Source organism: Shewanella sp. ALD9, from assembly GCF_002836315.1.
Lineage (GTDB): Bacteria > Pseudomonadota > Gammaproteobacteria > Enterobacterales > Shewanellaceae > Shewanella.
The window spans coordinates 209,269-233,672 of the sequence record NZ_PJCD01000042.1 but is presented as its reverse complement, the minus strand read 5'-3'; the positions used below and the strand labels follow the sequence as shown (position 1 = coordinate 233,672).

Below are 24,404 nucleotides of genomic sequence, written 5' to 3'. Positions count from 1 at the left end.
GCTTTATCGAGGCATTTAAACTGAAAACGGAATGGCAGCGCTGGAGTTAATTACTAATGGAATAAGTATTATTATGCCGTTTCATCTAGCAGTGCAAAGTTCAAAGTTCAAAGTGCAAAGTACCGTTTAGCCAACTACCTAAGGGCGCAGAATAAGGCAGGTCGCTGTAGCGGTAGCGAGTAACTTACCGGCTTCAGTGGTTAAAGTGCCTTCAGATATGCCTAACGATTTTGATAAGTTCATTAATCTCCCTTTGGCGATCAATCGCTGGTTTTGTGGCACAGGCCGAACCATTTTAATGTTCAAATCAATGGTTGAATAACTGACACCTGCTGGGAGTGATGAATGAACCGCGCAGGCTGTTACTGTGTCCATGATTGTCGCTGCAAAGCCACCGTGTACGCCGCCCATCGGGTTTAAATGACGATCATCTGCATGGGCTTCAAACGTTACTGCGCCTTCACTGACCTCGATAGCTTTCATCGGTATGGTTTGCGTTATTGACGGGGCAGGTATGTCGCCATTAAGCATGGCTTGCATCAGTTGTAATCCGGTGAGTTGTTTCATTATTATCCTTGAGCGATAGCATCAATTTTTAGCGATAAAAAAGGGTAAAGCTTTCGCTTTACCCTTTTTATTTTAGGTTTTAACCTAGCAGCTAGGCTGCTTTTTCTTGCTTAGCTTTAGGTGCTAGTTGCGCACGAAGCTCATCGGTATCGAAATCATCAACGTTAATTGATTTTAAGCGACCAATTTCAGCTCGTTCAAGTAAAGCGATTTCGCTGTCGCTTAACACACCAAGCGCTTTACCTTCAGCAGCAACTTTATCTAACCACATAAATGGCAGACGCTTACCCGCAGCTTTACAGACTTTGTCGTACAGTGGCTCTGCGGCAAGGATATCTTTAAACGTTTGTTCTTGGATACCTACAGCATTGAACTCAGATGCAGTCCAGAACTGGCCTTTACCTAAACGGTCACGACTAGCACAAGGAGTTTGCATTATCTTAGCCACTTTGTGATCTAATACATCACTAGGGCGCTTAATTGGACGACCGAATGGGAAGATAACGGCGCGAAGTGCAATGCCTAAACCCATTGGGAAGTTGTTCAGTAAGTCATCTAACGAATCTTGTAACTTGTACAACGAATCTTCAACAGCCCATTGAACTAAAGGTAAATCTTCAGTTAAACGACCATCATCTTCATAACGTTTTAGCGTTGCAGAAGTCAGGTATAGCTGGCTCAATAAATCACCTAAACGAGCAGAAATACGTTCTTTACGTTTTAGGTTTCCACCCAGTGTAGCCATCGCTAAGTCAGATAATAATGCTAAGTTAGCACTGAAACGGTTCATCTGTTGATAGTAACGCTTGGTTTTATCTGAGTAAGGGCTATTCGAGAAACGAGATGAGGTTATGCCCATCCAGAAGCTACGAATGAAGTTAGACGTTGCAAAGCCAATATGACCAAAGATAGCCGCGTCGAAGTTAGCTAAACCACGATTTGCATCAGTATCAAAAGCTGACTCCATTTCGGCCAATACATACGGATGACAGCGAATTGCGCCTTGTCCATAAATGATCATTGAGCGAGTTAGAATATTTGCACCTTCTACAGTAATCGCAATCGGTGCAGCTTGATAGCCACGGCCTAAGTAGTTATTCGGCCCTAGACACACACCTTTACCACCGTGTATGTCCATTGCATCAATGATACATTTTTGCATTCTATCGGTTAAATGGAATTTAACGATAGCTGAAACAACCGATGGCTTTTCGCCTAAATCGATAGCAGTAGTGGTTAACGTCGCCACCGCATCCATAAGGTAAGCATTACCGCCTATACGTGCCATAGGCTCTTCGATGCCTTCTAACTTACCGATAGGTAATTTAAATTGACGACGAATACGTGCATAAGCACCCGTAGCAATAGCGGCCGTTTTCACGCCACCAGCTGAGTTTGACGGTAAGGTAATACCACGACCTACAGATAGACACTCAACCAACATTCTCCAACCTTGGCCGGCCATTTCTGGGCCACCAATAATGAAGCTTAGTGGTACGAACACTTCGTTACCGCGTGTTGGACCATTTTGGAACATACAGTTCAATGGGAAATGACGACGTCCGGTTTCAACACCTGGAATGTCAGTAGGGATAAGTGCACAAGTAATGCCTAGTTCTTCTTTATCACCTAATAAGTGATCAGGGTCGCGTAGTTTAAACGCTAGACCAAGTACAGTAGCAACAGGTGCTAAAGTAATGTAGCGCTTGTTCCACGTTAGCTTCATACCAAGAACTTCTTCGCCTTGGAATTCACCTCTACATACCACGCCGAAATCTGGGATTGAGCCAGCATCACTGCCTGCTTCAGGGCTAGTAAGTGCAAAACATGGCACTTCTAAACCTTGAGCTAAACGAGGTAGATAATGATCTTGCTGCTCTTTAGTACCATAGTGCTGTAATAACTCACCAGGGCCTAACGAGTTAGGAACACCCACTGTTGAGGCAAGTTCGCTACTCACACCAGCAAGTTTCTGTAATACACAAGATTGAGCATAAGCAGAATATTCTAAACCGCCATACTTCTTCTTAATGATCATCGCGAAGAAACCGTTATCTTTTAAGAATTGCCATACATCTTGTGGCAAGTCACCTAGCACATGCGACACTTCGTGTTGATTGAGCATTTTACATACTTCTTCAACCGGTCCGTCTATGAATGCTTGCTCATCAGCAGTTAAACGCGCTTTAGGATAGTTGTGTAATTTGCTCCAGTTAGGGTTACCTGCAAATAAATCTGCTTCCCACCACGTTGTACCTGCTTCAATGGCTTCTTTTTCAGTAGAAGACATCTCTGGCATGATACCGCGATACACTTTTATCAGTGGACGACTGATAAAATTCTGTCTGAATGATTTGATGTTTAGTGGCAGTGCAATGACAAGGAAAACAATCCATGTTATTACACTAATAATGTCCAAAGTGCTACCGACAACTAACACAATCGCCGCAGCAATTGTTGTAGATAATAACGATACCCGCAGGTATGCCATGGCGCCGAGCACAAAGATCATCGCGATGATCCAAAGTAGGGTGGTCAATGTACTTCTCCTTAAAGCTATTTATGTAGACAAAATAGCTTATTTATTATTGATCTCATTCACAAGAATGAACGTGGTCAGACCTGTGTCACGTAAAAGTTAACCTTATGGGGCCTCGAATACAAGTGTTTTTCAAACAATTGTTTAAATATTTGTGTGTCTGAAATGTTCCACTCAATTAGCTTAGTAGTTACAATACGTTCTTCAAAAGTGTTTAGCTCAATATAGCAACATAAAAGGCAAGGCTAATGTGTGAATTACTGGCGATGAGTGCCAATGTGCCAACGGATATTGTTTTTAGTTTTACCGGCTTAGCTGAACGCGGTGGCGTTACTGGTCCTCATGTTGATGGCTGGGGAATTACTTTCTATGAAGGTAAAGGTAACCGTACTTTTAAAGATGCTTGTCCTAGCAGTAAGTCACATATTGCCGAACTTATTAAGTCATATCCGATTAAAAGTGAAATCGTGATAAGTCATATTCGCCAAGCTAATCGAGGTTGTGTTTCCTTAGTCAATACTCACCCATTTAGTCGTGAGCTATGGGGCCGTTATTGGACTTATGCGCACAATGGCCAATTAACCGATTATCAATCCACTTTTTCAGTGTCACGTTTTCAGCCTGTTGGCGATACTGACAGTGAACTGGCTTTTTGCTGGATATTGGAATCAGTGGTTAATAAGTTTGGCGAGTATGAACCTGAAAACATGAATGAAGTGTTTCAGTATATAAGCCTGCTCGCAGATGAAATAAGACAATTAGGTGTGTTTAATATGTTGTTGAGCAATGGCATAGACTTAATGACCTATTGCACTAACAACCTATGTCACATCACTCGCCGTGCTCCATTTGGACAAGCTACCTTGATTGATACCAATGTAGTTATCGATTTTAGTCAAGAAACCACGCCAAATGACGTGGTGACTGTGATTGCGACTAGACCATTAACCAATAATGAAAATTGGGTTGTTTTACAACCAGGTGAGTGGAAGTTATTCCGTAAAGGCGAGTTAATCAACAGCTAGCTGTTTTATTTCATCTAATTCAGACTCACTAATGCCAGCGTCATTTTCAGCTTCAGAGACTAGTTCATCCACAGTAGTTGAAGCTTCAGGCTTAGGACCGTCGATGACGACGGGCGTCATGGGAGGCAATGGTTTTTCGAATTGGTAGCTGGCTAGCTGAATATCGAGCTGTTTGCTGCCTTTTGAAAAGTGGCTTAAACGAACGGGTAGATAAGCTAAATCAGGCGCCATCCAGAAAAATGTTTGTCTTTTGGTACTGTCACGCACCACTTCAACTTTGACGGTATCGTAAGTACCACTTTTTATGGTGACTTTTTCTTTGCCTATGACTCTAAATTGATAGTCATCGACTTCTTTTTCTTTAACCATTTTATAATCTAATGGTCGTATGTTGGCTGCTAGATCCATTCTGAATTGTAATTGAACCATTAACGGATCAAACACCTTTTCTTCATATGGTAGCTTTAATGCTTCTTGCTTATAAATGGTATGAATAAATTTCTGTGCTTTAGCAAAAGCAGTCTGTTCAGTGTAATCACTGCCAGTACCAGTGCGTTCTTGTATGTATCGAAATGGGACTAATTTACCATTTTCAAGGGTGAATTCGCTGGTAAGATGACGTTGATCAGACAGCATTAATAAACTGACATCGCTGTCGAAATGATAGCTGTAAAAACCGCTGTCGGTAGCGGGTAAACGATAATTTGCTTCACCTAGTTCGAAGCTGCCATAAAACACATTATATTTAGCACTGTGGGCTGTTAATGGCGATAAGATAGCAGCTTGTTGGATTGCATCTAATGAAGCCGGGACATTAATTTGCTCGAGTTTTTCTGTAATCACAGCCGTTTCTGACACAGCCAATTTAGCCGTAGACTCAGTATCTGCAGTGAGTTGTTGAATGTCAGTTGCCTGTGCGAAAAAAACCGGACAGGTGGACAACATCAGAGTGAATAAGCGAGTTAATTTATTGACCAATGTATAATTACCTTAAAGTTTAGAATTCTGAATAAGCTAAGATTAAAATGGTAATGTCATTACCAGGGTGGCTAGATCGGGTTTCCATTGATATTGAGACAACGAAACCTTGCCTATGTTCACTGTGATACCTTCTAATCTTAATAATTCTTGCTGTGTTTGAAACGGTTCGGTATTTTTTGCAAAGGAAATCTTACCTTGACTATTGATAACCCTATGCCATGGGAGCCCAAGTGTTTCAGGCGCTAATTTCAATGCTCTAGAGACATAACGTGCTCGACCAGGTAACCCTGCTAAATCAGCAACAATTCCATAAGGTAGCACAGTGCCTTGAGGGATAATATTTACAATAAACCATATTCGCTCCATTGGCGTCAGTTTAGTCATGTGCTCCCATATAACGTCTTCAAGCAGAGTTTAGTGGTGTATTAGCAACAGATAATAGAAAAATTGCGGCCATAGTACAACCGTAATTTTATGAGATATGATTTTACGTTTAACAGTTATAAAACGGTGAGATAAATACATAAAAAATGACTGAATGCGCCACCAAGTACAAAAAAATGCCAAATGGCATGATTAAACGGAATGCGTTTTCCAACATAAAAAATCACCCCTAGACTATAAAATAAACCGCCAGCAAGCAGTAAGCTTAAGCCTAAATCGCTCATGTGAGTTTTTAAATCGCCCATTACAGTGACGCATAACCAACCCATTACTAAATAAAGCACTACGCTAAATGCTTTAAAGCGACCGATAAACAATGTTTTAAAGATAACCCCGCCCAAAGCTAAAGACCAAATAGCAGTAAGTACCACCGTGGCTTGTGTGCTTTGTAAACTGATTAGCATCATTGGCGTGTAGGTGCCGGCAATTAACGTGTAAATAGCACAGTGATCTGCCATTTTATAGCGTTTACGCCACAGTGCACTTTTACTTGAGTGATATAATGTAGAGGCAAGAAACAATGCGATTATGCTAATGCCATAAATTGCCACACCAGTAATTTGCACTAAGGTTAAATGATCGGGGGCTTTTATCAGCATTAACATTAAGCCGATGATGCCAGCAATAACACCTAATGCATGTGAAAGGGCATTAGCTTTTTCTTCTGCTTGGCAGTAATCTGATCCGCTCGATACCGCAACTGTTTGCTGAGACGCCAAAGTGTTTGATAATGAATTCATAATATCCTGTAAATCACGCTGATTGGATGTTGAGCAAGGTTAGTCTATCAGCCTCAAAACCAAATAGCTATATTTAGGTGAACACGTGTAAGCTGAAAATATTGTCCACATTTGGGTTACTGATAATTTTATTTTAACGTTTGATTGGGTAAACGTTTATTAATCCAATTCAAACATTAACAGCACAAATAAGGTGCTACTCAATGACGTTGTTGACGTTATACTTAGCCCATCATTCTTGGTGAATTAGTCTTTATGTCTGAAAAAAAACCACAGTCCAGTTCGCTTCAATCTGCGATAACTAATAGCGCTGATCCACGTTGGGATAACAAACTATCACAGCAAGTTGATAGTGCGAGTATTGACAGTGCGAGTATTGAATTTGATAAAGGCGTGACACCTTTTGTTGAGACAGAAGATGAAGTGGTAGATGAAAAACAATTACAACATCATCAACAACAAGTCGCTGATGAAATTCAGTTGCAGTTAACTGGCGCGATGGGATCCGTATCAGATAATAGTGAACTTTTATTGCAGCCCAATCAACCAATCATTAGTGGTAATGCTTGGCAACGTTTTGTGGCTTCAGTGAGTAATAGTCGTTACACCACATTGGTCGTGATTTTAATACATGTGTTCGTTATCACTATCGCGTTGATATTTGGTCGAGTTGATATTAGTGGTATGACAGAAGTCCCGGTGACTGATGAACAGACAACAAAACCATTACCTCCGTTAAAAAGTTATCTTATTACTCAAGCTGAATACGATAAGTTAGTTGAACGAGCTCAATCAAATACAGCAATCCAAGATATTGAATCTGAATCGGAAAAAGTTCCTGAATCAGGGATGTCTAAGGAAATGGATGGGCCAGAGATTGAGTCTGAGTCAGCAGAGCCTATAATAAATTAATTCCACATACTGTTTGTCCAGTATGTACAATCAGTATGTGCAATCAGCGTTAAAATAAACACCGTTTGCGTGTAGCGTTAAGGTAAATTGTGGTATTTAAAGCGGTGGGCAATCGTTGACCAGCATAACGCACACAAGATGCCACAAATGAGACCCACCAGATGTGATTCAGTGGCAACTCTGGCATTAATTAACTGGGTGATACTGTTTGTCGCGCCAAATATCTGCTCGTATCCAACCTTAATGATCACACCAAGCAACAGTAAATAACCTGAACGGTAACCCTTGTGGATATCCATTACCGCACCAAAAGCAAATAATCCATGCAACAAACCACTTAACCCAACATAGGCTTTTAAACTAGGATAAAACAAATATAAACCAATACCTTCCAAGATACACAAACTGATAAACAGCAATGTAAATTTGCCTGGATGACGCTTGTAATGGACTTCATGTAAAAACACAATTACCCATAATCCTGCCAAATTCATCAGTAAATGCCATAAATTAGTATGTAACAGGTTACCGGTGATTAATCGCCATATTTGTCCATCAGTAATGGCGTCATATTGATAACTTAAATACTGATCAATGGGCAAAAATGCAGGCGTTGGTATATCTGCCGCAAAAAGCCCAATACAAATAAGGCTGATGGCAACGACAAAGTGATAAAGTCCAACAGTGTTTGATTTATGATTTAGCAAAATATCCTCTTTTCGCACCGTCAAAACAAGCCAATTTAATTTATCTAAAGACACTAAACTTAACTGTAGCGCAAAATTAACGCATGGCGTTAACCTGTGTGCCTGTAGGTGTCGTCATCAAAATAGCGCTGCCGCCGAGTTGCATTAATCCGTTGCGGTTAGTGACAGCATGTTATCGATACTATTATAGCTTACTGTTTAATGAGTCCATCACTGATTGACTATTTTGCAAGTAATCATCAAGGCCACGTTGACGTAAGACACAAGCGGGGCAATCACCACAACCTTTACCAATAATGCCGTTATAGCAAGTTAACGTTTGATGTTGCACTAAAGCTAATTGCTGATATTTATCAGCCAGCGCCCAGGTTTCAGCTTTATTAAGCCACATTAATGGAGTAATTATCTTGAGGGGTTTATCCATTCCTAGCGCTAATGAGTTTTGCATTGATTGAACAAATTCATTACGACAATCTGGATAGCCAGAAAAGTCGGTCTCACACACGCCTGTAATAATAGCATCGCAACCTAATTGATAAGCGTAGATGCCTGCTAAGGTTAAAAATAAAATATTACGTCCAGGCACAAAAGTATTCGGCAAGCCATTATTCATCAACTCATGTGATACCGGTATAGCATCACGTGTTAATGCTGAAATGGCTAACTCGTTTAATAAGGTGGTGTCCATGACTTTATGGCTAGTTAGTTTCAACTCTGTTGCTAAAGATTTTGCCACTTCGATTTCTTGACGATGGCGTTGACCATAATCAAATGTGATCCCATGCACTTCATCATATTGAGATAAAGCCTGGATAAGGCAAGTAGTTGAATCTTGACCGCCACTGAAAACAACAAGGGCTTTAGTTGGGGTGTTTTGCTTTGCATCTGACATGGATATACTCTTAACGTACTGAACTGACTCGTAAGATCGGTGTGATCAACGCCTAGTGGTTCAGGTAAATAGAACTGATATGTTACCTAAGCCAGACCCAACTGCAAAGCTGTAGGTGTAAATACTTGCAGCTAACGCTAAAATACTCTATAAATGCCGCCCCGTTATAAGCCAGGTAGCCAATACTTGTCAGCAGAAGTAAGGTAAACAATGAAATATCCCGTTAACGAAGTATTTGAAACAATACAAGGTGAGGGCACATATACTGGTGTTCCTGCACTGTTCGTTCGCTTGCAGGGTTGTCCTGTAGGTTGTGCATGGTGTGATACTAAGCAAACGTGGGATGTGTTACCCGAAAATAAAGTGACTGCCGAGCAAGTGATTCAAGTTGATGGCACTATCGGCAGATGGGCTGATCATACTGGTCACACATTAGTGCAAGCATTCCAAGATAAAGGCTTTACTGCTAAGCACATTGTGCTAACCGGTGGTGAGCCGTGTTTGTACGATTTAACAGAATTAACCACGATTTTTATTGAGGCTGGTTATCAGGTACAAATAGAAACCAGTGGTACTTTTGAGGTGAAATGTCATACAGATGTTTGGGTGACTGTATCACCTAAAATCAATATGAAAGGTGGCTACAAGGTACTCGAACAAGCATTAAATCGTGCTAATGAAATTAAGCATCCGATCGCCACTGAACACCATATTGAAGAGTTAGATGAATTATTGCTGAATATTGATGTCACTGATAAAACCATTTGCTTACAACCTATTAGCCAAAAGGCGCGCGCAACAGAACTTGCCATGAAGGTGTGTATTAGCCGTAACTGGCGTTTATCGATTCAAACCCATAAGTATTTGAATATAGACTAAAGTGTTTCTTAGTGAAAATTAAGATTATATCCAGTGGTGAAACGAAAAAGCCGTTGAATCTATATTCAACGGCTTTTTAATTTCAACAGGTTAACCAAGTAAACCAGATTGATTAAACGCGATGAGTTTTTCTCGGTAGTGTTCGAAACAGCCTATATTGTCTTCTATCCATTGCGGGTTGTAATAGGTATCGAGATAGCGCTCACCCGCATCACAAATTAAGGTCACAATAGAGCCTGTTTGACCTTCATTACGCATTTGTGTTGCCAGCAACAACGCCCCATATAAGTTGGTGCCAGTAGATGCACCCGTTTTACGCCCTATGAGTTGTTCTAACCACTGAATCGTTGCGATAGAGGCGGCATCAGGGATCTTAATCATGCAGTCAACAACACCAGCAATAAATGACGGTTCAACACGTGGCCGGCCAATTCCTTCTATTTTACTGCTCTTATCGCTAATAATGCTCGCATCACCACTTTGAAAGTAATCGTAGAATACCGAGTTTTCCGGATCGACTACGCACAGTTGCGTCTGTTGTTGTTGATAACGAATATAGCGACCAATAGTTGCGCTAGTGCCACCGGTACCTGGGCTCATGACAATCCAACTTGGAATAGGATGAGGCTCTTTTTCCATTTGGTTAAAGATTGAATCAGCAATATTGTTATTACCCCGCCAATCGGTGGCGCGTTCAGCATAAGTGAATTGGTCCATATAATGGCCTTGCAACTCAGCGGCTAATCTTTCTGATTCAGCATACATTTGACTGCCATTATCGACAAAGTGACATCGTGCACCGTAAAACTCTATTTGTTGAATCTTCTTTTTTGCGGTCGTTTTTGGCATGACAGCGAAAAACGGTAATCCGAGTAATCTTGCAAAATAGGCTTCAGAAACAGCGGTACTGCCAGATGAAGATTCAATAATGGGCGTGTCTTTTTTTATCCAGCCATTACATAACGCATATAGAAACAGTGATCGAGCTAAGCGATGTTTCAAGCTACCTGTTGGATGAGTACTTTCATCTTTTAAATAAATGTCTATTCCAACAAGTTGTGGAAGATCTAATTTTATTAGATGGGTGTCTGCAGACCGTTGAAAATCGGCTTCTATTTTTGCGATGGCCTGATTGACCCAAGTAGATGACATGCAATGATACTCGTTATTCCAAAAAGGAATAAATAATAACTAAAATATAAAGTTAAGAGTAGTGTTTATCGACATAAGCAAACATATTTAATTAAAAATAGCAGACGAAAGACAGTACCGGAGAATCAACAGATGACAGCACGAGGTAATACAGAAAGTAATTAGGTAAGGAATATCAATAAATTGTAACACTGAGATAGGGTAAAACAGAAAGTATTAACGAGACAAAAAATGACAGGAGGAATGATTCTAGCACTTGAACTGATGGTGTTTTTATTGTTATCTGGATTAAAATACAATTAACAATCGCAAAATGTAAAATGGTGGAGGGAGAAGGATTCGAACCTTCGAAGGCTGAGCCGTCAGATTTACAGTCTGATCCCTTTGGCCACTCGGGAACCCCTCCACAGCAAGATAAATAGGAATAAAAGAAAGATGGTGGAGGGAGAAGGATTCGAACCTTCGAAGGCTGAGCCGTCAGATTTACAGTCTGATCCCTTTGGCCACTCGGGAACCCCTCCACATATTTTCTTTTTTTCTTACTCTCTTTTTACATTCTAACTCTTTACATCTTTAACACTTTTAGATTTGAACTTTGAAGCAACGCAAATGGTGGAGGGAGAAGGATTCGAACCTTCGAAGGCTGAGCCGTCAGATTTACAGTCTGATCCCTTTGGCCACTCGGGAACCCCTCCTCAATTGCGGTCGCCATAGTAGTCAGAAACCTTTTATATGTAAAGTGGATAATTGAATATTTTACTAAAGTTTATGACTGTTTGGTCGATAAAATAGCATCGAGCAGTGGTAGTGATGTTTTTATATGCAAATTGAGTCAACATTAGTCAATGAGTTACAAATAGGGAGCCGATTAAACGTTGCGATTGAAAACAATCGTCGCGGTGAATTTGGTTTGCTATTGGCTATGTTGTCAGTTGATGCTCGCGATATGGCTCAATTTCAGTTAGATAATGATGTAGAAAGCACACAAAAACTGCGACAACAATTTTCTGTACCTCAACCCCAGTTATTAGTAGATGATATTTCTATTCACCCAGACACTATTGATAACGCGATGTTATTTCAGCAGCAAGGCGCACGGCAGTTTCAACTACAACAAGCATTGACACCTGAAGCGCTAGTGATAAGAGGCGCTCAATCTGATGCGATGGTTGAAGTATTAAGTAACTGTGATTACTTAACTAAGCATAAAGCGATTAATGCTTACCAACAACACACCCCATTAGAAGATATGCATTTTTTAGAACAACTCAGCACGCAACGTAAAATATCTAATACGTTATCTTTACAACTGGCTTAACTGCTGAGATTTCAGGCTAAAATCCTGAGACTATGATTTAATTTTGATAATTGTGAGCATGGCAAATAAAAGCTTGCCAAAACTCAGTTATATTTGCCATTTGACGTGGTTCAAACAGATGGGGTGACATAATGATTAAGCAAATTAAACAGCAGCAAGGAAATGTCAGTGACAGTTGTACTGAATGCGGCAGTTATGTAGATATTGGCGCGGTTGTGGAAGCAGAAGATACGTTATTACTGCTTAGCTTTGTAGGAGACGATGCCTTATTGCAAGCTCAATCTATGCTGCAAGTGGCTCAAGAGCGTTTTCCTGATACTAAAGCGGACATTATTGATGAAGATAGCACTATTTCATTGAAGCTTGATTTTGCGTTCAGCGTAGAGAAAATGATTTTTCAACTTGAAAATCAACTGTAGATTTCAGTCGTTTGTATTAGAAATATACACTGTCATATAATTGATGTTAAACACATTTTGTGGGAGTGGGTTTAGCGTGTCAACAATCCAAATAAAGCGTAACAATATATTAGTAAAGGATTGCTGTTTTTTAGTATCGCGTGTAATCTGCTTTACATAACAAAAAGGTATAGTAGCGTATGGTAATGTAACGTTATTCATACCTTTAACGCGAACTTCACTCCCTATGTATTATTGTAACATTATCACTCAAATTCTGATTTTCAGAACTAATAATAACAAGTGTACTGATTAATAATGTAAAAATTTAGGGTTATGAAGCCATTTTTCGGGATGTAAATGAATCGAAAAGAGCAACAGCACTTATTGGAATTAATTGTAAATTCCAGTGCTAAACAACAAGGTGATTTCTCAAAAACTGCAGAGTTAGTGTGTCAACTGCTGCGTGAGTATTTTGCTGCGTCATTTGTATCCGTGTGGACTCTCGTAAGTCAATCTGCGAATGATGATTTTACTGCTGATGATGAAGACAATTTTACTTGTCAGCATACTCTAGTAGCCAGTAAGATTGATGAATCATTGAGTCATTTATCTCACCTGAGACACATCACAATAGATCCTCAATATTTTAATGAATTACGATCTCACCGTTATATTTTATCCTCTGATAACTCGCACATAAATCTCGTTGAAACATTTTCAGATTACTACCAACATCATAACATTGTCACCAGTATCGATATTGCCATCCGAATTAATGGACATATTGAAGGTGTGTTATCGGTTGAAAGCTGTGAAAAGGTTAATTGGATAAAATCTGATATTCAGTTTGCTATTCAATGTGCTGACCAATTAGCTTTGACGCTAGCGACTCGTTATACCTATGATAGCAATGAACAAATTTACTTATTGCGCAATGCAACCGAGCAATCCGAACATGTCGTGATGCTGGTGAATACCGATAGTCTAATCATCGAGTATGTTAATAGTGCCCATGAGAAAATGACTGGGTTGCCACGGGAAACTGTTGAGCACCATAGTGCATCGAGTCTTGATATTTTTAGAAATACCCCACAATTACTTGACGATCTAATCAATAAATTACGTAATAGTGAGATTGTTAAAGGTAACCTTAAGCTCGCGCGGATTGATGGCAGTGAATATTGGCTAAATTATCATATTACCCCGTTTGTAACGGAGCAGGGTAAGCATTATGCGTTAGTGTCTAGTTATGATAATTCGGCAGAATATTTTCACAAAGCGGAATTAGAGCGTTTAGCATGGCATTGTTCTTTGACAGGCTTGCACAATCGTAGTCATTTTACTCCTCAATTAGATCGTGCCACTGCTGGGATACTGATTCTGATTGATTTATTAGGCTTCAAGCGCTTTAACGATACCCATGGTCATGTTCAAGGCGATAGCCTTTTAATCGAAATCGCACGGCGCTTAAAACACTTTGCTGTATCTGTTAATGCTATTGATGTTGCCAGAATAGGTAGCGATGAATTTGCTGTGTTATTGCCACCCATGCACTCTGAGACCGATGTCGAACAAATGATCAGCCGGTTATATATGAACCTAGCTGCGCCATCGGTTATCTCGCGTGAGAAAGTTGAGCCAAAACCGGCGCTTGCAGTGGTTGATATTAAGTCTGTTGTTGGGATGTTTGCCCCGTTATCTTGTGCCGATATTACCTTACAACATGCTAAAAAGAAAAATGGTGCACATTACCAGTTTTTTAATGAAGCACTACTTGAAACGTTTACCACCAACGCTGAAATAGAGCGTGATTTACATAGTGCTATTCGTGGTCGAGAATTTGAGTTGTATTATCAACCCTTAATGGACTTACAACATAATCAGTATATTGGCGCTGAAGCATTAATTCGTTGGAATCACCCTAAAAAAGGCGTGTTATATCCAGGTGCGTTTATCGAAATCGCAGAACAAACCGGGTTGATTAACCAAATTGGCGAATGGGTATTAGAAACGGCCTGTAAGCAACTGAATTTATGGCAGCATAAAAACGTCAATATTACGATGCATGTGAATGTTGCTGCGAGGCAATTTTTTAGTGGCAACTTGTACGAACAAGTTTGGCGCTTAATCACCCGTTATCGTATCAAGCCTAAAACGTTAATTCTTGAAATCACTGAAACTGAACTCATGGGTGACATTCGATATGCTATCAATCTATGCCATGAGTTGGCAGAGTTAGGCGTCGGTTTAGCGATTGATGACTTTGGGACGGGTTACAGTTCAATGAAGTACTTAAAGCAATTTCCGATATCTAAATTAAAAATTGATCGCTCGTTTATCATGGATATATCTTCTAGCCACGAAAGTCGTGAGATTGTCAGTGCGATTATCGCGATGGCAAAAGCATTGAATATTTCGTTAACTGCTGAAGGGGTTGAAACTAAAGAGCAAGAGGAGTTTTTAACATTAAGTGCTTGTCATCATGCACAAGGATTTTTGTATAGCCCTGCAATCCGTGTTAATGATTTTGCTTTGTTTATTCATGCCCATGAGTCTAAACCGCAGAAATTAGTATTAATGAGCAATTCATTGGTTTAGTCAGCGTATTCCTTGTTGTGCGAATCGGACTTTACTGATGACGATTAAGATTGTGCAACTCGCATCTATTGCTATTTCGTCGCTATTGTTAATTAGTGCCCATTTAAATAATGGTTTTACGATTGCTTAGTATCTACATAGTCACTCTGCACCAGTATTTATTATCAATAAGAAGGGCTAAGCATTATTTATTGATGTTAACTCATACGTTTAGCACAACATTGTTTAAACTTTTTTCCGCTGTAACAGATACAAGCATCATTTCTGCCGGGTAAACGAGTTTGCATTTGCTGTCCATCGGTGTAAAACCATAAGCCATCTTTTTTGATAAATGACGAACATTCATAAACCGCATCAATATGCTTATTTTCAATAAACCACGCTTTAAATGTCACTTCACCACAGTCAGCCTGTTGATTCGATGATAATACCTGTAAACCTAACCACTGAGTTTTACCTTGGGCAAGCTGTTGTTCAGTCAAACCGTGTAAATAGTCTGGATGATGCGTGGCAATCAAGTAGCTAAACTGACGTAATACAAAAGCACTATAGCGAGAGCGCATTAAACGCTCTGGCATCTCTGCTACAACAAGACCGGCATGATAGGCTTCACAGCACTGGTAGTAGGGCAAACTACTGCCACACGGACAAGATGCCTGCTTTATCGCGGATAAATCACTATTGTTCATCAGGTAATTCTTTTGACGTGGCAGCGATAAATTGTCGGCCGTAATAAAGATTCGGTACTGGTTTAGCGTCATAGTAAAAATGTGGCGCGGCGTGAGTGTTAGAGTCGACACTAATTTTCCACTGTTGTTTACTGTCTTTGGTAAACACAGTCACAAATTTACCGGCAAACTCACTGACCGGTTCGCCAGATTCTTTTCCTGGGTGAAAACGGACTAAATAATAACCGATGTCAGTTGCGCTATTTGGCTCGCTATAACGTACAAGTACACGAAAATCGACTTCAAGTTTAGCGTTCTTACGTTTAATTTTATTAAAAAATCGGCTATACAGATTGAGGATATTTTCTTTACCGCTAATAATTCCTCTGTCTTGTGTTTCAGAAATATAAACTGCATCGTCAGTATATATGTTTTCCATAGCGGCTAAATCGAGTTGTTCAAAAGCGTTAGTCAATTTTGTAAAATTGGCATTCAAAACCTGGTGAGGGATCGATTCAGTGGCATAAACATTCGAACTGCTAACGCACAGGCTCACTGCAAGAAGCAGTGAAGATAGCCATGGCGTATTCAAAATGGTCAATATTCTTATCAAGGAATTATTCTCTTTTTATCTAATGTAAATCAATAATGGCAAGCGATACCGTTAGCACAACTATAAATTATTGAGCAACTTTGCTAAAGGATAGAATCTTTACAAAGTATGTAGGAGGTGACATATGTCGTTAAGTGATGACGAATTATTTTTGCAAGAAATGGCCGATGTGACCCCTCTTAAATATGAACATCAACCACAAACCACCCAAATATGGCTTAATCCATTAAGTTTAACAGATGCGCAACTGGCAAAGCGAGCGGCAGCTGAGCAACATGAGTTGTTACAGTTATTACCCACTGAGGCTTATTTATTTGCACCCCTTAAGCCAGACGATGTGGTGAGTTATAAAATGGATGGCATCCAAGACCAAGTATTTAAACAACTTAGTCTTGGAAAATACCGTTTTCAAACCGTATTAGACTTACATGAATATCGGCTTTTACAGGCTCGTGAAAGCTTACTTAATTGTGTGTTAAGTGCTTATGAGCGCGGCGAACGTAACATACTGGTTATCCATGGAAAGGGGTATAAAAGTAAACCTTATCCAGGATTGCTTAAATCCGCAGTCTGTCATTGGTTACGCTTTATTGACCCCGTAATCGCATACCATTCGGCTACTAAACAGAGTGGTGGCGTTGGCGCTGTATTTGTGATGCTAAAAAAATCACAGCAAAAAAGGATTGAAAATAGTGAGCTGAATAGAAAAGGTCGCGGTTTTAGATAGGTTTTAAGCTAATTAATTATCGGTATAAATAAAAAGGACGCCAATTTATATTGGCGTCCTTTTCAAGAGTGAATTAATTAGATGATAAAATGCGAGTTTCTGAGTGACCATTTATTTGAGTCAGCTACTGATTCAGCCCTATTATTTATTAATTCAACTAATTGCTATAACCCTTTAGTACAGATCATTAGTACAGTTCATTAGTACAATTGGTCATCACTAGCGTTACCAGCCACACTGACGATTAGCTTGGGTATTTTGCTCATCTAACCACACTTGCAAAGGTGCAAAGTAATCTAATACTGCCTTGGCATCCATTTTATCGGAACCCGTCACTACACTCAGTGCTTCCGGCCAAGGTTTGCTGGCGCCCATTTCGAGCATTTCATTCAACTTAGCCCCCGCTTCTTTATTTCCATAAATGCTACAGCGATGAACTGGGCCGGTATCACCTGCAATATCACACAGTGCTTTGTGGAATTGGAACTGCAAAACATGCGCTAAGAAATAACGCGTATAGGGAACATTACCAGGAACATGGTATTTAGCACCAGGGTCGAAGTCGGCTTCAGTACGTTCAATTGGCGCTTTAACACCTTGGTACTTTTCACGTAAGTCCCACCAGGCTTGGTTATATTGCTCCGGTTTAATGGTGCCGTTAAATACTTGCCAGCGCCATTGGTCGATCATCAAACCGAAAGGCATAAAGGCAATTTTATCTAATGCTTGCTTTAACAATAAGCCGATGTCTTTTGACGCATCGGGTACGGTTTCGAGCAAGCCAATTTTTTGCAAATATTTAGGAGTAATCGATAAGGCAATCGTGTCACCAATGGCTTCATGGAAACCATCGTTGGCAGAGTTTTTAAAGATAAACGGCTGATTTTTATAAGCACGTTGATAAAAGTTATGGCCTAATTCGTGATGAATAACGCTAAAGTCTTCAGCATTTTTCTGAATGCACATCTTTATCCGAAGATCATCTTGGTCGTCTAAATCCCATGCAGATGCATGACACACCACATCACGGTCTTGAGGCTGAACAAACATTGAGCGAGTCCAGAATGTTTCTGGTAATGCACCAAAGCCAAGTGAAGTGAAAAAGCCTTCAGCTTGTTTGACCATTTTTGTTTCATCGTAGCCATTCTGGGCTAACAATTCGGTAACGTTGTAACCTGGGTCTGCATCTTTAGGTGCGACACTATTATAAATCGTGCCCCATTGCTGAGCCCACATATTGCCCAATAAATGTGCAGGGATAGGGCCTGTTTTAGGTGCAACGTCGTCACCGTATTGCTCATTTAGTTCACCACGAACATAACAATGTAATGAATCATATAGAGGCTTAATTTGTGCCCATAGACGATCTAATTCGGCAGAGAATGCTTCTGGCTCCATGTCATACTGACTTCGCCATAATTCAGATAAGTCGGCGTAGCCTAAATCTTGTGCACCTTGATTAGCTAATTCGACTTCTCGTTCAAATAGTGGACGCATTGGTTTGGCTATTTCACGCCAACCTTTCCAAGCTTCTAAAAGCACTGCAGGGTCTTTCGACTCTGCCATTATATTGGAAAGCTCTGGTTGAGTGAGGCAGCGACCGTCGGCAAAGCAGTATTTGCCTTTACCATATAAACCGTTAAGTTCAGACGCGATGCTGGCAAGTTCTGCGTTTTTAGCTGGGTCTAGAGGGGCTGGTAAAACAAGGCTACTGCGTAAGCTGTTAAGTTTTCTTGCATTAACAGCATCAAGCTCTACATTGGCATATTTCGCCGCTTCAGTTGCATAGCGCACAGATGTTGAGGTGACTTTTTCACCCATAGCGGCAGACAACGCCGCGGTGTCATCAGTGATAAAATTGGAATAAATCCATTCAGCCCGATTAGCTTCAATTGATAAATTGGCTAAATCGGCTTCAGCTCTATTGACAAAATCGATAGCCGCAGCAGTATCTATCTTTTCAGTAGGTATCTGAGTGGTCGCAGTCGTGTCGCTACAGGCACTTAAGCCTAATGCTATTGAAACAATAAGTGCAATTTGAGACGGTCGTTTTAAAGGCAAGTTCATGTTGTGTGCATCCTTGTTTTTATTATCGGCATCAGTGTACCGAAAAACAGCATGTATTGCATATTAGTTAACAATCTGGTGTGGTTGTTACGATTTTTGTTATTTGTCTTAATAAAGAAAGCTGACAATTTCGATTGACATCTGTGCGCTCAATGATTAATTTAAACAGGTGTTTAAATTAACTTGGGTCTGGGAATGGCAAGCCGTACTGATACAAAAACAAGAATACTCGATGCAGCTGAAAAGTTGTTTGCTGAAAGAGGTTTTTCTGAAACGTCGTTACGACTGATCACCAGCAAAGCTGAAGTCAATTTGGCATCTGTTAATTACCATTTTGGTTCAAAAAAAGAATTAATTCGAGCTGTGTTAGCAAGATACTTAGATGTCTTTATGCCCAGCGCCGCGGTAGAGATTAAACGTATACATCATGCGCCAGAGAATGCGTCACTAAACGAGATTTTTTCTGCTTTAATTAAACCGTTACTTGAACTCAATAAAGTACGCAACGGTGGCACGATTATTTTCTTGCAGCTGTTAGGTCGCGGTTATATTGAAAGCCAAGGTCATTTGCGCTGGTTTATTACCACGCATTATGGTGAGCATTTAGCGACGTTTGTACAAGCGGTATCAGCCAGTGCACCTCACATACCTGCAGCAGAAATGTTTTGGCGTTTGCACTTCACTTTAGGGACTATTGTGTTCACTATGGCTTCTGCAGATGCATTAAATGAAATTGCCACAGCAGATTATGGTGAACATAACAATATTGAAGCCATTATCCGTAAAGTAATCCCCTACATGGCAGCAGGCGTTGCTGTCCCTGTGTTAACAAACTAAGAAGGTATAAAATGAGTATCGTCATATTGCTAGTTATAGCGATCATTGTCCTCTTTGGCGTGCGTAATATCAGGATGCAATTTATTACGCGTCCAGTATTTTCGTTTTTCAAAAAAGTATTGCCTCCTTTGTCGAGTACCGAGAAAGAAGCAATGGAAGCGGGTGATGTTTGGTGGGAAGGTGAGTTATTCCGCGGAAAGCCAAACTGGAATACCTTACACAGCTACGGTAAACCAACGTTAAGCGCTGAAGAACAAGACTTTATTGATAATCAAGTTCAAACCGCATTAACCATGATCGACGATTTTGATATCGTCCACAATCGCAAAGATCTTCCGCCAGAGTTATGGCAATACTTTAAAGAACAAGGTTTCTTTGCGTTAATCATTCCTAAAAAGTACGGTGGACGCGAGTTTTCTGCTTATGCAAACTCAACGATTGTAGCCAAGATAGCCACGCGTAGTGTCAGTGCTGCCGTGACCGTAATGGTACCTAACTCTTTAGGCCCTGGAGAGTTGTTGACCCATTATGGTACTCAAGAGCAAAAGGAGCGTTGGTTACCTTCACTTGCTGTTGGTAAAGACATTCCCTGTTTCGCGCTCACGGGCCCAGAAGCGGGCAGTGATGCTGGTGCGATACCCGATATCGGTGTTGTTTGCCTGCGCGAATTTGAAGGCGAAGAGACATTAGGTTTAAGCCTAACGTGGAACAAACGCTATATTACCTTAGCACCAGTTGCTACCGTGCTCGGTTTAGCGTTCCAAATGCGCGATCCGGACGGTTTACTCGGTGACGTTAAAAACATAGGCATTACGTGTGCGTTGATCCCAACTGACCATAAAGGTGTTGAGATTGGTCGTCGACATAACCCATTAATGATGGCGTTTATGAACGGTACAACAAGTGGTGAAGATGTATTTATTCCATTAGATTGGATTATTGGTGGACCACAGTTTGCCGGTAAAGGCTGGCGTATGCTGGTTGAATGCTTATCTGCAGGACGTGGTATCTCATTACCTGCTCTGGCAACCGCATCGGGCCATGTCTGTACCAAAACGACCACAGCCTACAGTTACGTTCGTCAGCAGTTTGGTATGCCTATTGGTCTTTTTGAAGGCGTACAAGAAGCGATGGCGCGTATCATCGCCAATACTTACCAGCTGGAAGCTGCACGACGTTTAACCACACAAGGTATCGACTTAAAAGTTAAACCTTCAGTGGTGACTGCAATTGCAAAATACCACATGACAGAGCTAGGCCGTGATGTGTTAGAAGATGCGATGGACATTCAATCAGGTAAAGGTATTCAATTAGGGCCTAAAAACTATTTAGGTCATGCTTATATGGCAACACCTATTTCAATTACGGTAGAAGGTGCAAACATTCTTACTCGTTCATTGATGATTTTTGGTCAAGGTGCAACCCGTTGTCATCCATATGTTTTGGCTGAAATGGAAGCCGCAGCAATGGAAGATGAAACTTCTGCATTAGATCGTTTTGATTCTTTGTTGCTAGGTCACATTGGTTATGCGATGGGTAATGCATTACGTTCATTTGGTAGTGCATTAACAGGCAGCCGTTTTGCCAGTGCACCAGTGAGTGGCCCAACGCAGCAGTATTATCGTGACATGACGCGTATCTCTTCGTCACTGGCCATTATGACTGATTTATCGATGTTAATTATGGGCGGGGACCTTAAGCGTAAAGAAATGCTTTCTGCGCGTATGGGGGATGTGCTAAGTCAGTTATATCTTGCATCTGCAACGTTAAAACTGTTTGAAGACAATGGTCGTCAGCAAGATGATTTACCGGCAGTACATTATGTTATGACTGAGCGTTTACATTTAGCGGCTAAAGCGCTTAATGACGCGATTCGTAATTTCCCGAGTAAAATTACTGCGGTATTACTACGAGTGTTGATTTTCCCATTAGGTAACCACTTCAATGCACCAAGTGATAAATATGCAGTTGATTTAGTCAAAGGTATGCTTAAGCCTGGACCTGCTCGTGATCGCATTACTTTCCTTTGTGGAGAGTTTGAAGGTGACACTAGTGGTATTGCTGAAGTTGAAAATGCGTTCTTAGCTAAATATGCAGCGAAAGATTTGTATAAGAAACTTAAGAAGGCACAACGTAGTGGCCATATAAAATCTAAGCTTCCTATGCTTGAGTTATTTGACGTGGCGTTAGAGAAAGACATTATCACTGAAGCTGAGCATAAACAGCTTGTTGAGGCGGACGTATTACGTTTAGCTGCTATCAACGTGAATGACTTTGAGAAACTATAATCTCAGTTGATTAATTTGATATAGATCTTTGAAACAAATTGGCCCTGACTTTGTCGGGGTTTTTTTTATCCATCACGTTCTGGGGGGAAGCTGTTAAGCGAACAAGCGAACAAGCGAACAAGCGAATAAGCGAACAAGCGAATAAGCGGTTGCAACGTTTAACGTCACTTTATTGCGCTATGTCGCAAGAGCTCAAAAATAACGGATAAAAAAGCCAATCCGAAGATTGGCTTTATTATTAACGAGTGTATATCACTGCATGTACGTTAGTGAATGTTACTCATTATGCTCGGCTTGATTAAGCAACGATCAACACTTTGCAAGTGTTAGTGCCACCGATGGTTTCCATCGCGTCACCTTTAGTCATCAGTACCATATCACCACTGACTAAATAACCTCTGTTCACCATGCAATTTAATGCTTCTTTAGCTAGCTCATCGGCAGGGTACGCAGTTGAGTCAAACTCAATTGGTTGTACACCACGGTACATTGCCATGCTGGCTAATGTCTTTTGATGACGAGATAATGCAAAAATAGGTAAACCAGAGCTAATACGTGACATTAATTTAGCTGTCGCGCCAGATTCTGTTAACGAAATAATCGCTTTAACGCCAGGTAAATGGTTAGCCGCATACATGGTTGAAAGGGCAATCGTTTCTTCAACAGAAGAGAAGCGTTGATCCATGCGGTGCTTAGACACATTGACACTTGGGTGTAATTCAGCGCCTAAACAAACGTTAGCCATTGCCATAACGGTTTCTTCAGGGAAGTCACCAGCGGCAGTTTCTGCTGAAAGCATTACCGCATCAGTACCGTCTAACACTGCGTTAGCCACGTCCATTACTTCTGCACGTGTTGGCATTGGGCTGGTAATCATCGACTCCATCATTTGGGTCGCAGTGATCACAGCTTTGTTGAGTTGACGCGAGCGTTCAATTAGGCGTTTTTGTACGGCAACAAGTGCAGCATCACCAATTTCGACACCCAAATCACCACGAGCAACCATGACTACATCTGATGCGCGGATAACATCATCCATTGCTTCATCGCTTTCAACGGCTTCAGCACGTTCAACTTTAGCGACAATTAGCGCTTTACTGCCGGCTTCAAGTGCTAACGCACGTGCTAGATCAAGATCAGCACCAGTACGTGGGAATGATACAGCTAAAAAATCAACATCAATTAAGGCTGCAGTTTTAATATCTGCCATGTCTTTTTCAGTTAGGGCCGGAGCGGTTAAGCCGCCACCTTTCTTATTGATGCCTTTGTTATTAGATAACGGGCCAGCTACAGTAACCGTTGTGAAGACTTTGTGGCCTTCAACACGGTCAACTCTTAACTGCACTCGACCATCATCAAGCATTAGTATATCGCCAATGACTACATCATTAGGCAATTGCTTGTAATCAATACCAACTTGTTTATCATCGCCTTCGCCTTTTGCTAAGTCAGCATCAAGAATAAAGCTATCACCTAAGTTAAGTTTGATTTTTTGGTTATCTTTGAAGGTAGAAATACGTATTTTAGGACCTTGTAAGTCACCTAAAATAGCGACATGCTTGCCCAATTCTTTAGCGATTCTACGTGTATCTGTAGCACGTTTTAAATGATCTTCTGGTGAACCATGTGAGAAGTTAAGTCTAACAACGTTAGCTCCTGCGGCGATAATTTTACGCAAATTGTCATCGCGGTCAGTTGCTGGTCCAAGTGTCGTAACGATTTTAGTTCTGCGGAACATAAGATACTCCGTTAATGATAAGAAAGATTTTTTGTTAAATTGAATTTGGTTATTTAAAGTACTTAAACAATCTTAGCACTTAAATGATGCAACTATATTAACAGACATTCTGGGAAAATGTAGTAAAGTTACCAACAAAATGATCGTTTTTAATATGTAATTTATGTGACAGATTAGCGATTTTTATAATAAAAAAGGCCAAACAGACTAAACCGTTTGGCCTTAAGAACAATATTTGATTGCTGTCGATGATATTTTACGCGATCAAACATAACTGAATTGTGTAATTATTTACCAGTTATCTTGAAAGC

Annotated in this window: 21 protein-coding genes and 3 tRNA genes; 9 read left to right on the top strand and 15 right to left on the bottom strand. The window is 40.6% G+C overall.

Translation table 11 applies throughout. From position 1 onward, the window contains the following. Positions 1-138: 138 nt before the first annotated feature. A complete protein-coding gene (locus CXF88_RS19305; RefSeq protein ID WP_197708474.1) occupies positions 139-573 on the bottom strand; it encodes a PaaI family thioesterase in 435 nt (144 codons plus the stop codon). Positions 574-658: 85 nt separating this feature from the next. Beyond that, positions 659-3,106, bottom strand: coding sequence for an acyl-CoA dehydrogenase FadE (gene fadE / locus CXF88_RS19300; protein ID WP_101088410.1), 2,448 nt, complete (start codon positions 3,104-3,106; stop codon positions 659-661). A gap of 248 nt (positions 3,107-3,354) precedes the next feature. On the opposite strand from fadE, the gene CXF88_RS19295 reads away from it, so the two are divergent. After that, positions 3,355-4,131 carry a class II glutamine amidotransferase gene (locus tag CXF88_RS19295; protein WP_101088409.1) on the top strand — a complete coding sequence of 259 codons (777 nt, stop codon included), beginning with the start codon at positions 3,355-3,357 and terminating at the stop codon, positions 4,129-4,131. Here the strand turns inward: CXF88_RS19295 and CXF88_RS19290 are convergent. The 3 genes from CXF88_RS19290 to CXF88_RS19280 form a co-directional block, all read right to left on the bottom strand. Then, entirely contained in the window at positions 4,117-5,076 is a 960-nt protein-coding gene (locus tag CXF88_RS19290) for a DUF3108 domain-containing protein (protein ID WP_101088490.1), read from the bottom strand. The genes CXF88_RS19295 and CXF88_RS19290 overlap by 15 nt on opposite strands. 75 nt (positions 5,077-5,151) lie before the next feature. Continuing rightward, a complete protein-coding gene (locus tag CXF88_RS19285; RefSeq protein ID WP_101088408.1) occupies positions 5,152-5,496 on the bottom strand; it encodes an MGMT family protein in 345 nt (114 codons plus the stop codon). Positions 5,497-5,612: 116 nt separating this feature from the next. Continuing rightward, a complete protein-coding gene (locus tag CXF88_RS19280; RefSeq protein ID WP_101088407.1) occupies positions 5,613-6,296 on the bottom strand; it encodes a hemolysin III family protein in 684 nt (227 codons plus the stop codon). 255 nt (positions 6,297-6,551) lie between these two features. Here CXF88_RS19280 and CXF88_RS19275 point away from each other — a divergent pair, with 255 nt between their 5' ends. Beyond that, positions 6,552-7,208: a hypothetical protein gene (locus CXF88_RS19275; RefSeq protein WP_101088406.1), complete on the top strand. Its 657-nt coding sequence runs from the start codon at positions 6,552-6,554 to the stop codon at positions 7,206-7,208. A 77-nt stretch (positions 7,209-7,285) separates the two neighbouring features. Here the strand turns inward: CXF88_RS19275 and rrtA are convergent, their stop codons facing one another. Next, positions 7,286-7,915: a rhombosortase gene (gene rrtA / locus CXF88_RS19270; protein ID WP_101088405.1), complete on the bottom strand. Its 630-nt coding sequence runs from the start codon at positions 7,913-7,915 to the stop codon at positions 7,286-7,288. Positions 7,916-8,099: 184 nt separating this feature from the next. Continuing rightward, complete coding sequence (gene queC / locus CXF88_RS19265) at positions 8,100-8,807, bottom strand: 7-cyano-7-deazaguanine synthase QueC (protein ID WP_101088404.1); 708 nt, start codon at positions 8,805-8,807, stop codon at positions 8,100-8,102. A gap of 210 nt (positions 8,808-9,017) precedes the next feature. Between queC and queE the strand changes: the two genes are divergently transcribed. After that, positions 9,018-9,686: a 7-carboxy-7-deazaguanine synthase QueE gene (queE, locus tag CXF88_RS19260; protein WP_101088403.1), complete on the top strand. Its 669-nt coding sequence runs from the start codon at positions 9,018-9,020 to the stop codon at positions 9,684-9,686. Positions 9,687-9,776: 90 nt separating this feature from the next. Here queE and CXF88_RS19255 read toward each other — a convergent pair whose 3' ends face one another. From CXF88_RS19255 to CXF88_RS19240, 4 genes are all read right to left on the bottom strand, one after another. Then, positions 9,777-10,838 carry a PLP-dependent cysteine synthase family protein gene (locus CXF88_RS19255; protein WP_101088402.1) on the bottom strand — a complete coding sequence of 354 codons (1,062 nt, stop codon included), beginning with the start codon at positions 10,836-10,838 and terminating at the stop codon, positions 9,777-9,779. A 321-nt stretch (positions 10,839-11,159) separates the two neighbouring features. Further along, positions 11,160-11,244, bottom strand: a tRNA-Tyr gene (locus CXF88_RS19250). 30 nt (positions 11,245-11,274) lie between these two features. Next, positions 11,275-11,359: transfer RNA gene (locus CXF88_RS19245), tRNA-Tyr, on the bottom strand. Between the two features lie 89 nt (positions 11,360-11,448). Then, positions 11,449-11,533 (bottom strand) — tRNA-Tyr (locus CXF88_RS19240). A 125-nt stretch (positions 11,534-11,658) separates the two neighbouring features. On the opposite strand from CXF88_RS19240, the gene CXF88_RS19235 reads away from it, so the two are divergent. The 3 genes from CXF88_RS19235 (at position 11,659) to CXF88_RS19225 (ending at position 15,155) form a co-directional block, all read left to right on the top strand. Then, positions 11,659-12,156, top strand: a complete 498-nt coding sequence (locus CXF88_RS19235; protein ID WP_101088401.1) for a VC2046/SO_2500 family protein — start codon at positions 11,659-11,661, stop codon at positions 12,154-12,156. Between the two features lie 131 nt (positions 12,157-12,287). Continuing rightward, complete coding sequence (locus CXF88_RS19230; RefSeq protein WP_101088400.1) at positions 12,288-12,575, top strand: DUF406 family protein; 288 nt, start codon at positions 12,288-12,290, stop codon at positions 12,573-12,575. Positions 12,576-12,914: 339 nt separating this feature from the next. Beyond that, a complete protein-coding gene (locus CXF88_RS19225; protein ID WP_101088399.1) occupies positions 12,915-15,155 on the top strand; it encodes an EAL domain-containing protein in 2,241 nt (746 codons plus the stop codon). A gap of 197 nt (positions 15,156-15,352) precedes the next feature. Here CXF88_RS19225 and CXF88_RS19220 read toward each other — a convergent pair whose 3' ends face one another. Both CXF88_RS19220 and CXF88_RS19215 read right to left on the bottom strand, forming a co-directional pair. Further along, positions 15,353-15,844, bottom strand: a complete 492-nt coding sequence (locus tag CXF88_RS19220; RefSeq protein WP_101088398.1) for a YchJ family protein — start codon at positions 15,842-15,844, stop codon at positions 15,353-15,355. After that, positions 15,834-16,436 carry a DUF4440 domain-containing protein gene (locus CXF88_RS19215; RefSeq protein WP_242445209.1) on the bottom strand — a complete coding sequence of 201 codons (603 nt, stop codon included), beginning with the start codon at positions 16,434-16,436 and terminating at the stop codon, positions 15,834-15,836. Before CXF88_RS19215 ends, CXF88_RS19220 begins: the two co-directional genes overlap by 11 nt. 124 nt (positions 16,437-16,560) lie before the next feature. Here CXF88_RS19215 and smrA point away from each other — a divergent pair, with 124 nt between their 5' ends. Beyond that, on the top strand, positions 16,561-17,163 hold the full coding sequence (gene smrA / locus CXF88_RS19210; protein WP_101088397.1) for a DNA endonuclease SmrA: 603 nt from the start codon (positions 16,561-16,563) through the stop codon (positions 17,161-17,163). A 225-nt stretch (positions 17,164-17,388) separates the two neighbouring features. Here the strand turns inward: smrA and CXF88_RS19205 are convergent, their stop codons facing one another. Then, on the bottom strand, positions 17,389-19,230 hold the full coding sequence (locus CXF88_RS19205; RefSeq protein ID WP_101088396.1) for a M2 family metallopeptidase: 1,842 nt from the start codon (positions 19,228-19,230) through the stop codon (positions 17,389-17,391). Between the two features lie 195 nt (positions 19,231-19,425). On the opposite strand from CXF88_RS19205, the gene CXF88_RS19200 reads away from it, so the two are divergent. Together CXF88_RS19200 and CXF88_RS19195 are read left to right on the top strand one after the other, a co-directional pair. Beyond that, on the top strand, positions 19,426-20,067 hold the full coding sequence (locus tag CXF88_RS19200; protein ID WP_101088395.1) for a TetR/AcrR family transcriptional regulator: 642 nt from the start codon (positions 19,426-19,428) through the stop codon (positions 20,065-20,067). An 11-nt stretch (positions 20,068-20,078) separates the two neighbouring features. Next, positions 20,079-22,355, top strand: coding sequence for an acyl-CoA dehydrogenase (locus tag CXF88_RS19195; RefSeq protein ID WP_101088394.1), 2,277 nt, complete (start codon positions 20,079-20,081; stop codon positions 22,353-22,355). 298 nt (positions 22,356-22,653) lie between these two features. Here the strand turns inward: CXF88_RS19195 and pyk are convergent, their stop codons facing one another. Continuing rightward, on the bottom strand, positions 22,654-24,093 hold the full coding sequence (pyk, locus tag CXF88_RS19190) for a pyruvate kinase (RefSeq protein ID WP_101088393.1): 1,440 nt from the start codon (positions 24,091-24,093) through the stop codon (positions 22,654-22,656). Positions 24,094-24,404 lie beyond the last annotated feature (311 nt).

What these genes read in the sequence shown, in the direction of transcription:
- CXF88_RS19295 (WP_101088409.1), top strand. Translation starts at nt 3,355, where the DNA reads ATGTGTGAATTACTGGCGATGAGTGCCAATGTGCCAACGGATATTGTT.
- CXF88_RS19290 (WP_101088490.1), bottom strand. Translation starts at nt 5,076, where the DNA reads ATGTTGTCCACCTGTCCGGTTTTTTTCGCACAGGCAACTGACATTCAA.
- CXF88_RS19285 (WP_101088408.1), bottom strand. Translation starts at nt 5,496, where the DNA reads ATGACTAAACTGACGCCAATGGAGCGAATATGGTTTATTGTAAATATT.
- CXF88_RS19280 (WP_101088407.1), bottom strand. Translation starts at nt 6,296, where the DNA reads ATGAATTCATTATCAAACACTTTGGCGTCTCAGCAAACAGTTGCGGTA.
- CXF88_RS19275 (WP_101088406.1), top strand. Translation starts at nt 6,552, where the DNA reads ATGTCTGAAAAAAAACCACAGTCCAGTTCGCTTCAATCTGCGATAACT.
- queC (WP_101088404.1), bottom strand. Translation starts at nt 8,807, where the DNA reads ATGTCAGATGCAAAGCAAAACACCCCAACTAAAGCCCTTGTTGTTTTC.
- queE (WP_101088403.1), top strand. Translation starts at nt 9,018, where the DNA reads ATGAAATATCCCGTTAACGAAGTATTTGAAACAATACAAGGTGAGGGC.
- CXF88_RS19255 (WP_101088402.1), bottom strand. Translation starts at nt 10,838, where the DNA reads ATGTCATCTACTTGGGTCAATCAGGCCATCGCAAAAATAGAAGCCGAT.
- CXF88_RS19235 (WP_101088401.1), top strand. Translation starts at nt 11,659, where the DNA reads ATGCAAATTGAGTCAACATTAGTCAATGAGTTACAAATAGGGAGCCGA.
- CXF88_RS19230 (WP_101088400.1), top strand. Translation starts at nt 12,288, where the DNA reads ATGATTAAGCAAATTAAACAGCAGCAAGGAAATGTCAGTGACAGTTGT.
- CXF88_RS19225 (WP_101088399.1), top strand. Translation starts at nt 12,915, where the DNA reads ATGAATCGAAAAGAGCAACAGCACTTATTGGAATTAATTGTAAATTCC.
- CXF88_RS19220 (WP_101088398.1), bottom strand. Translation starts at nt 15,844, where the DNA reads ATGAACAATAGTGATTTATCCGCGATAAAGCAGGCATCTTGTCCGTGT.
- smrA (WP_101088397.1), top strand. Translation starts at nt 16,561, where the DNA reads ATGTCGTTAAGTGATGACGAATTATTTTTGCAAGAAATGGCCGATGTG.
- CXF88_RS19205 (WP_101088396.1), bottom strand. Translation starts at nt 19,230, where the DNA reads ATGAACTTGCCTTTAAAACGACCGTCTCAAATTGCACTTATTGTTTCA.
- CXF88_RS19200 (WP_101088395.1), top strand. Translation starts at nt 19,426, where the DNA reads ATGGCAAGCCGTACTGATACAAAAACAAGAATACTCGATGCAGCTGAA.
- CXF88_RS19195 (WP_101088394.1), top strand. Translation starts at nt 20,079, where the DNA reads ATGAGTATCGTCATATTGCTAGTTATAGCGATCATTGTCCTCTTTGGC.
- pyk (WP_101088393.1), bottom strand. Translation starts at nt 24,093, where the DNA reads ATGTTCCGCAGAACTAAAATCGTTACGACACTTGGACCAGCAACTGAC.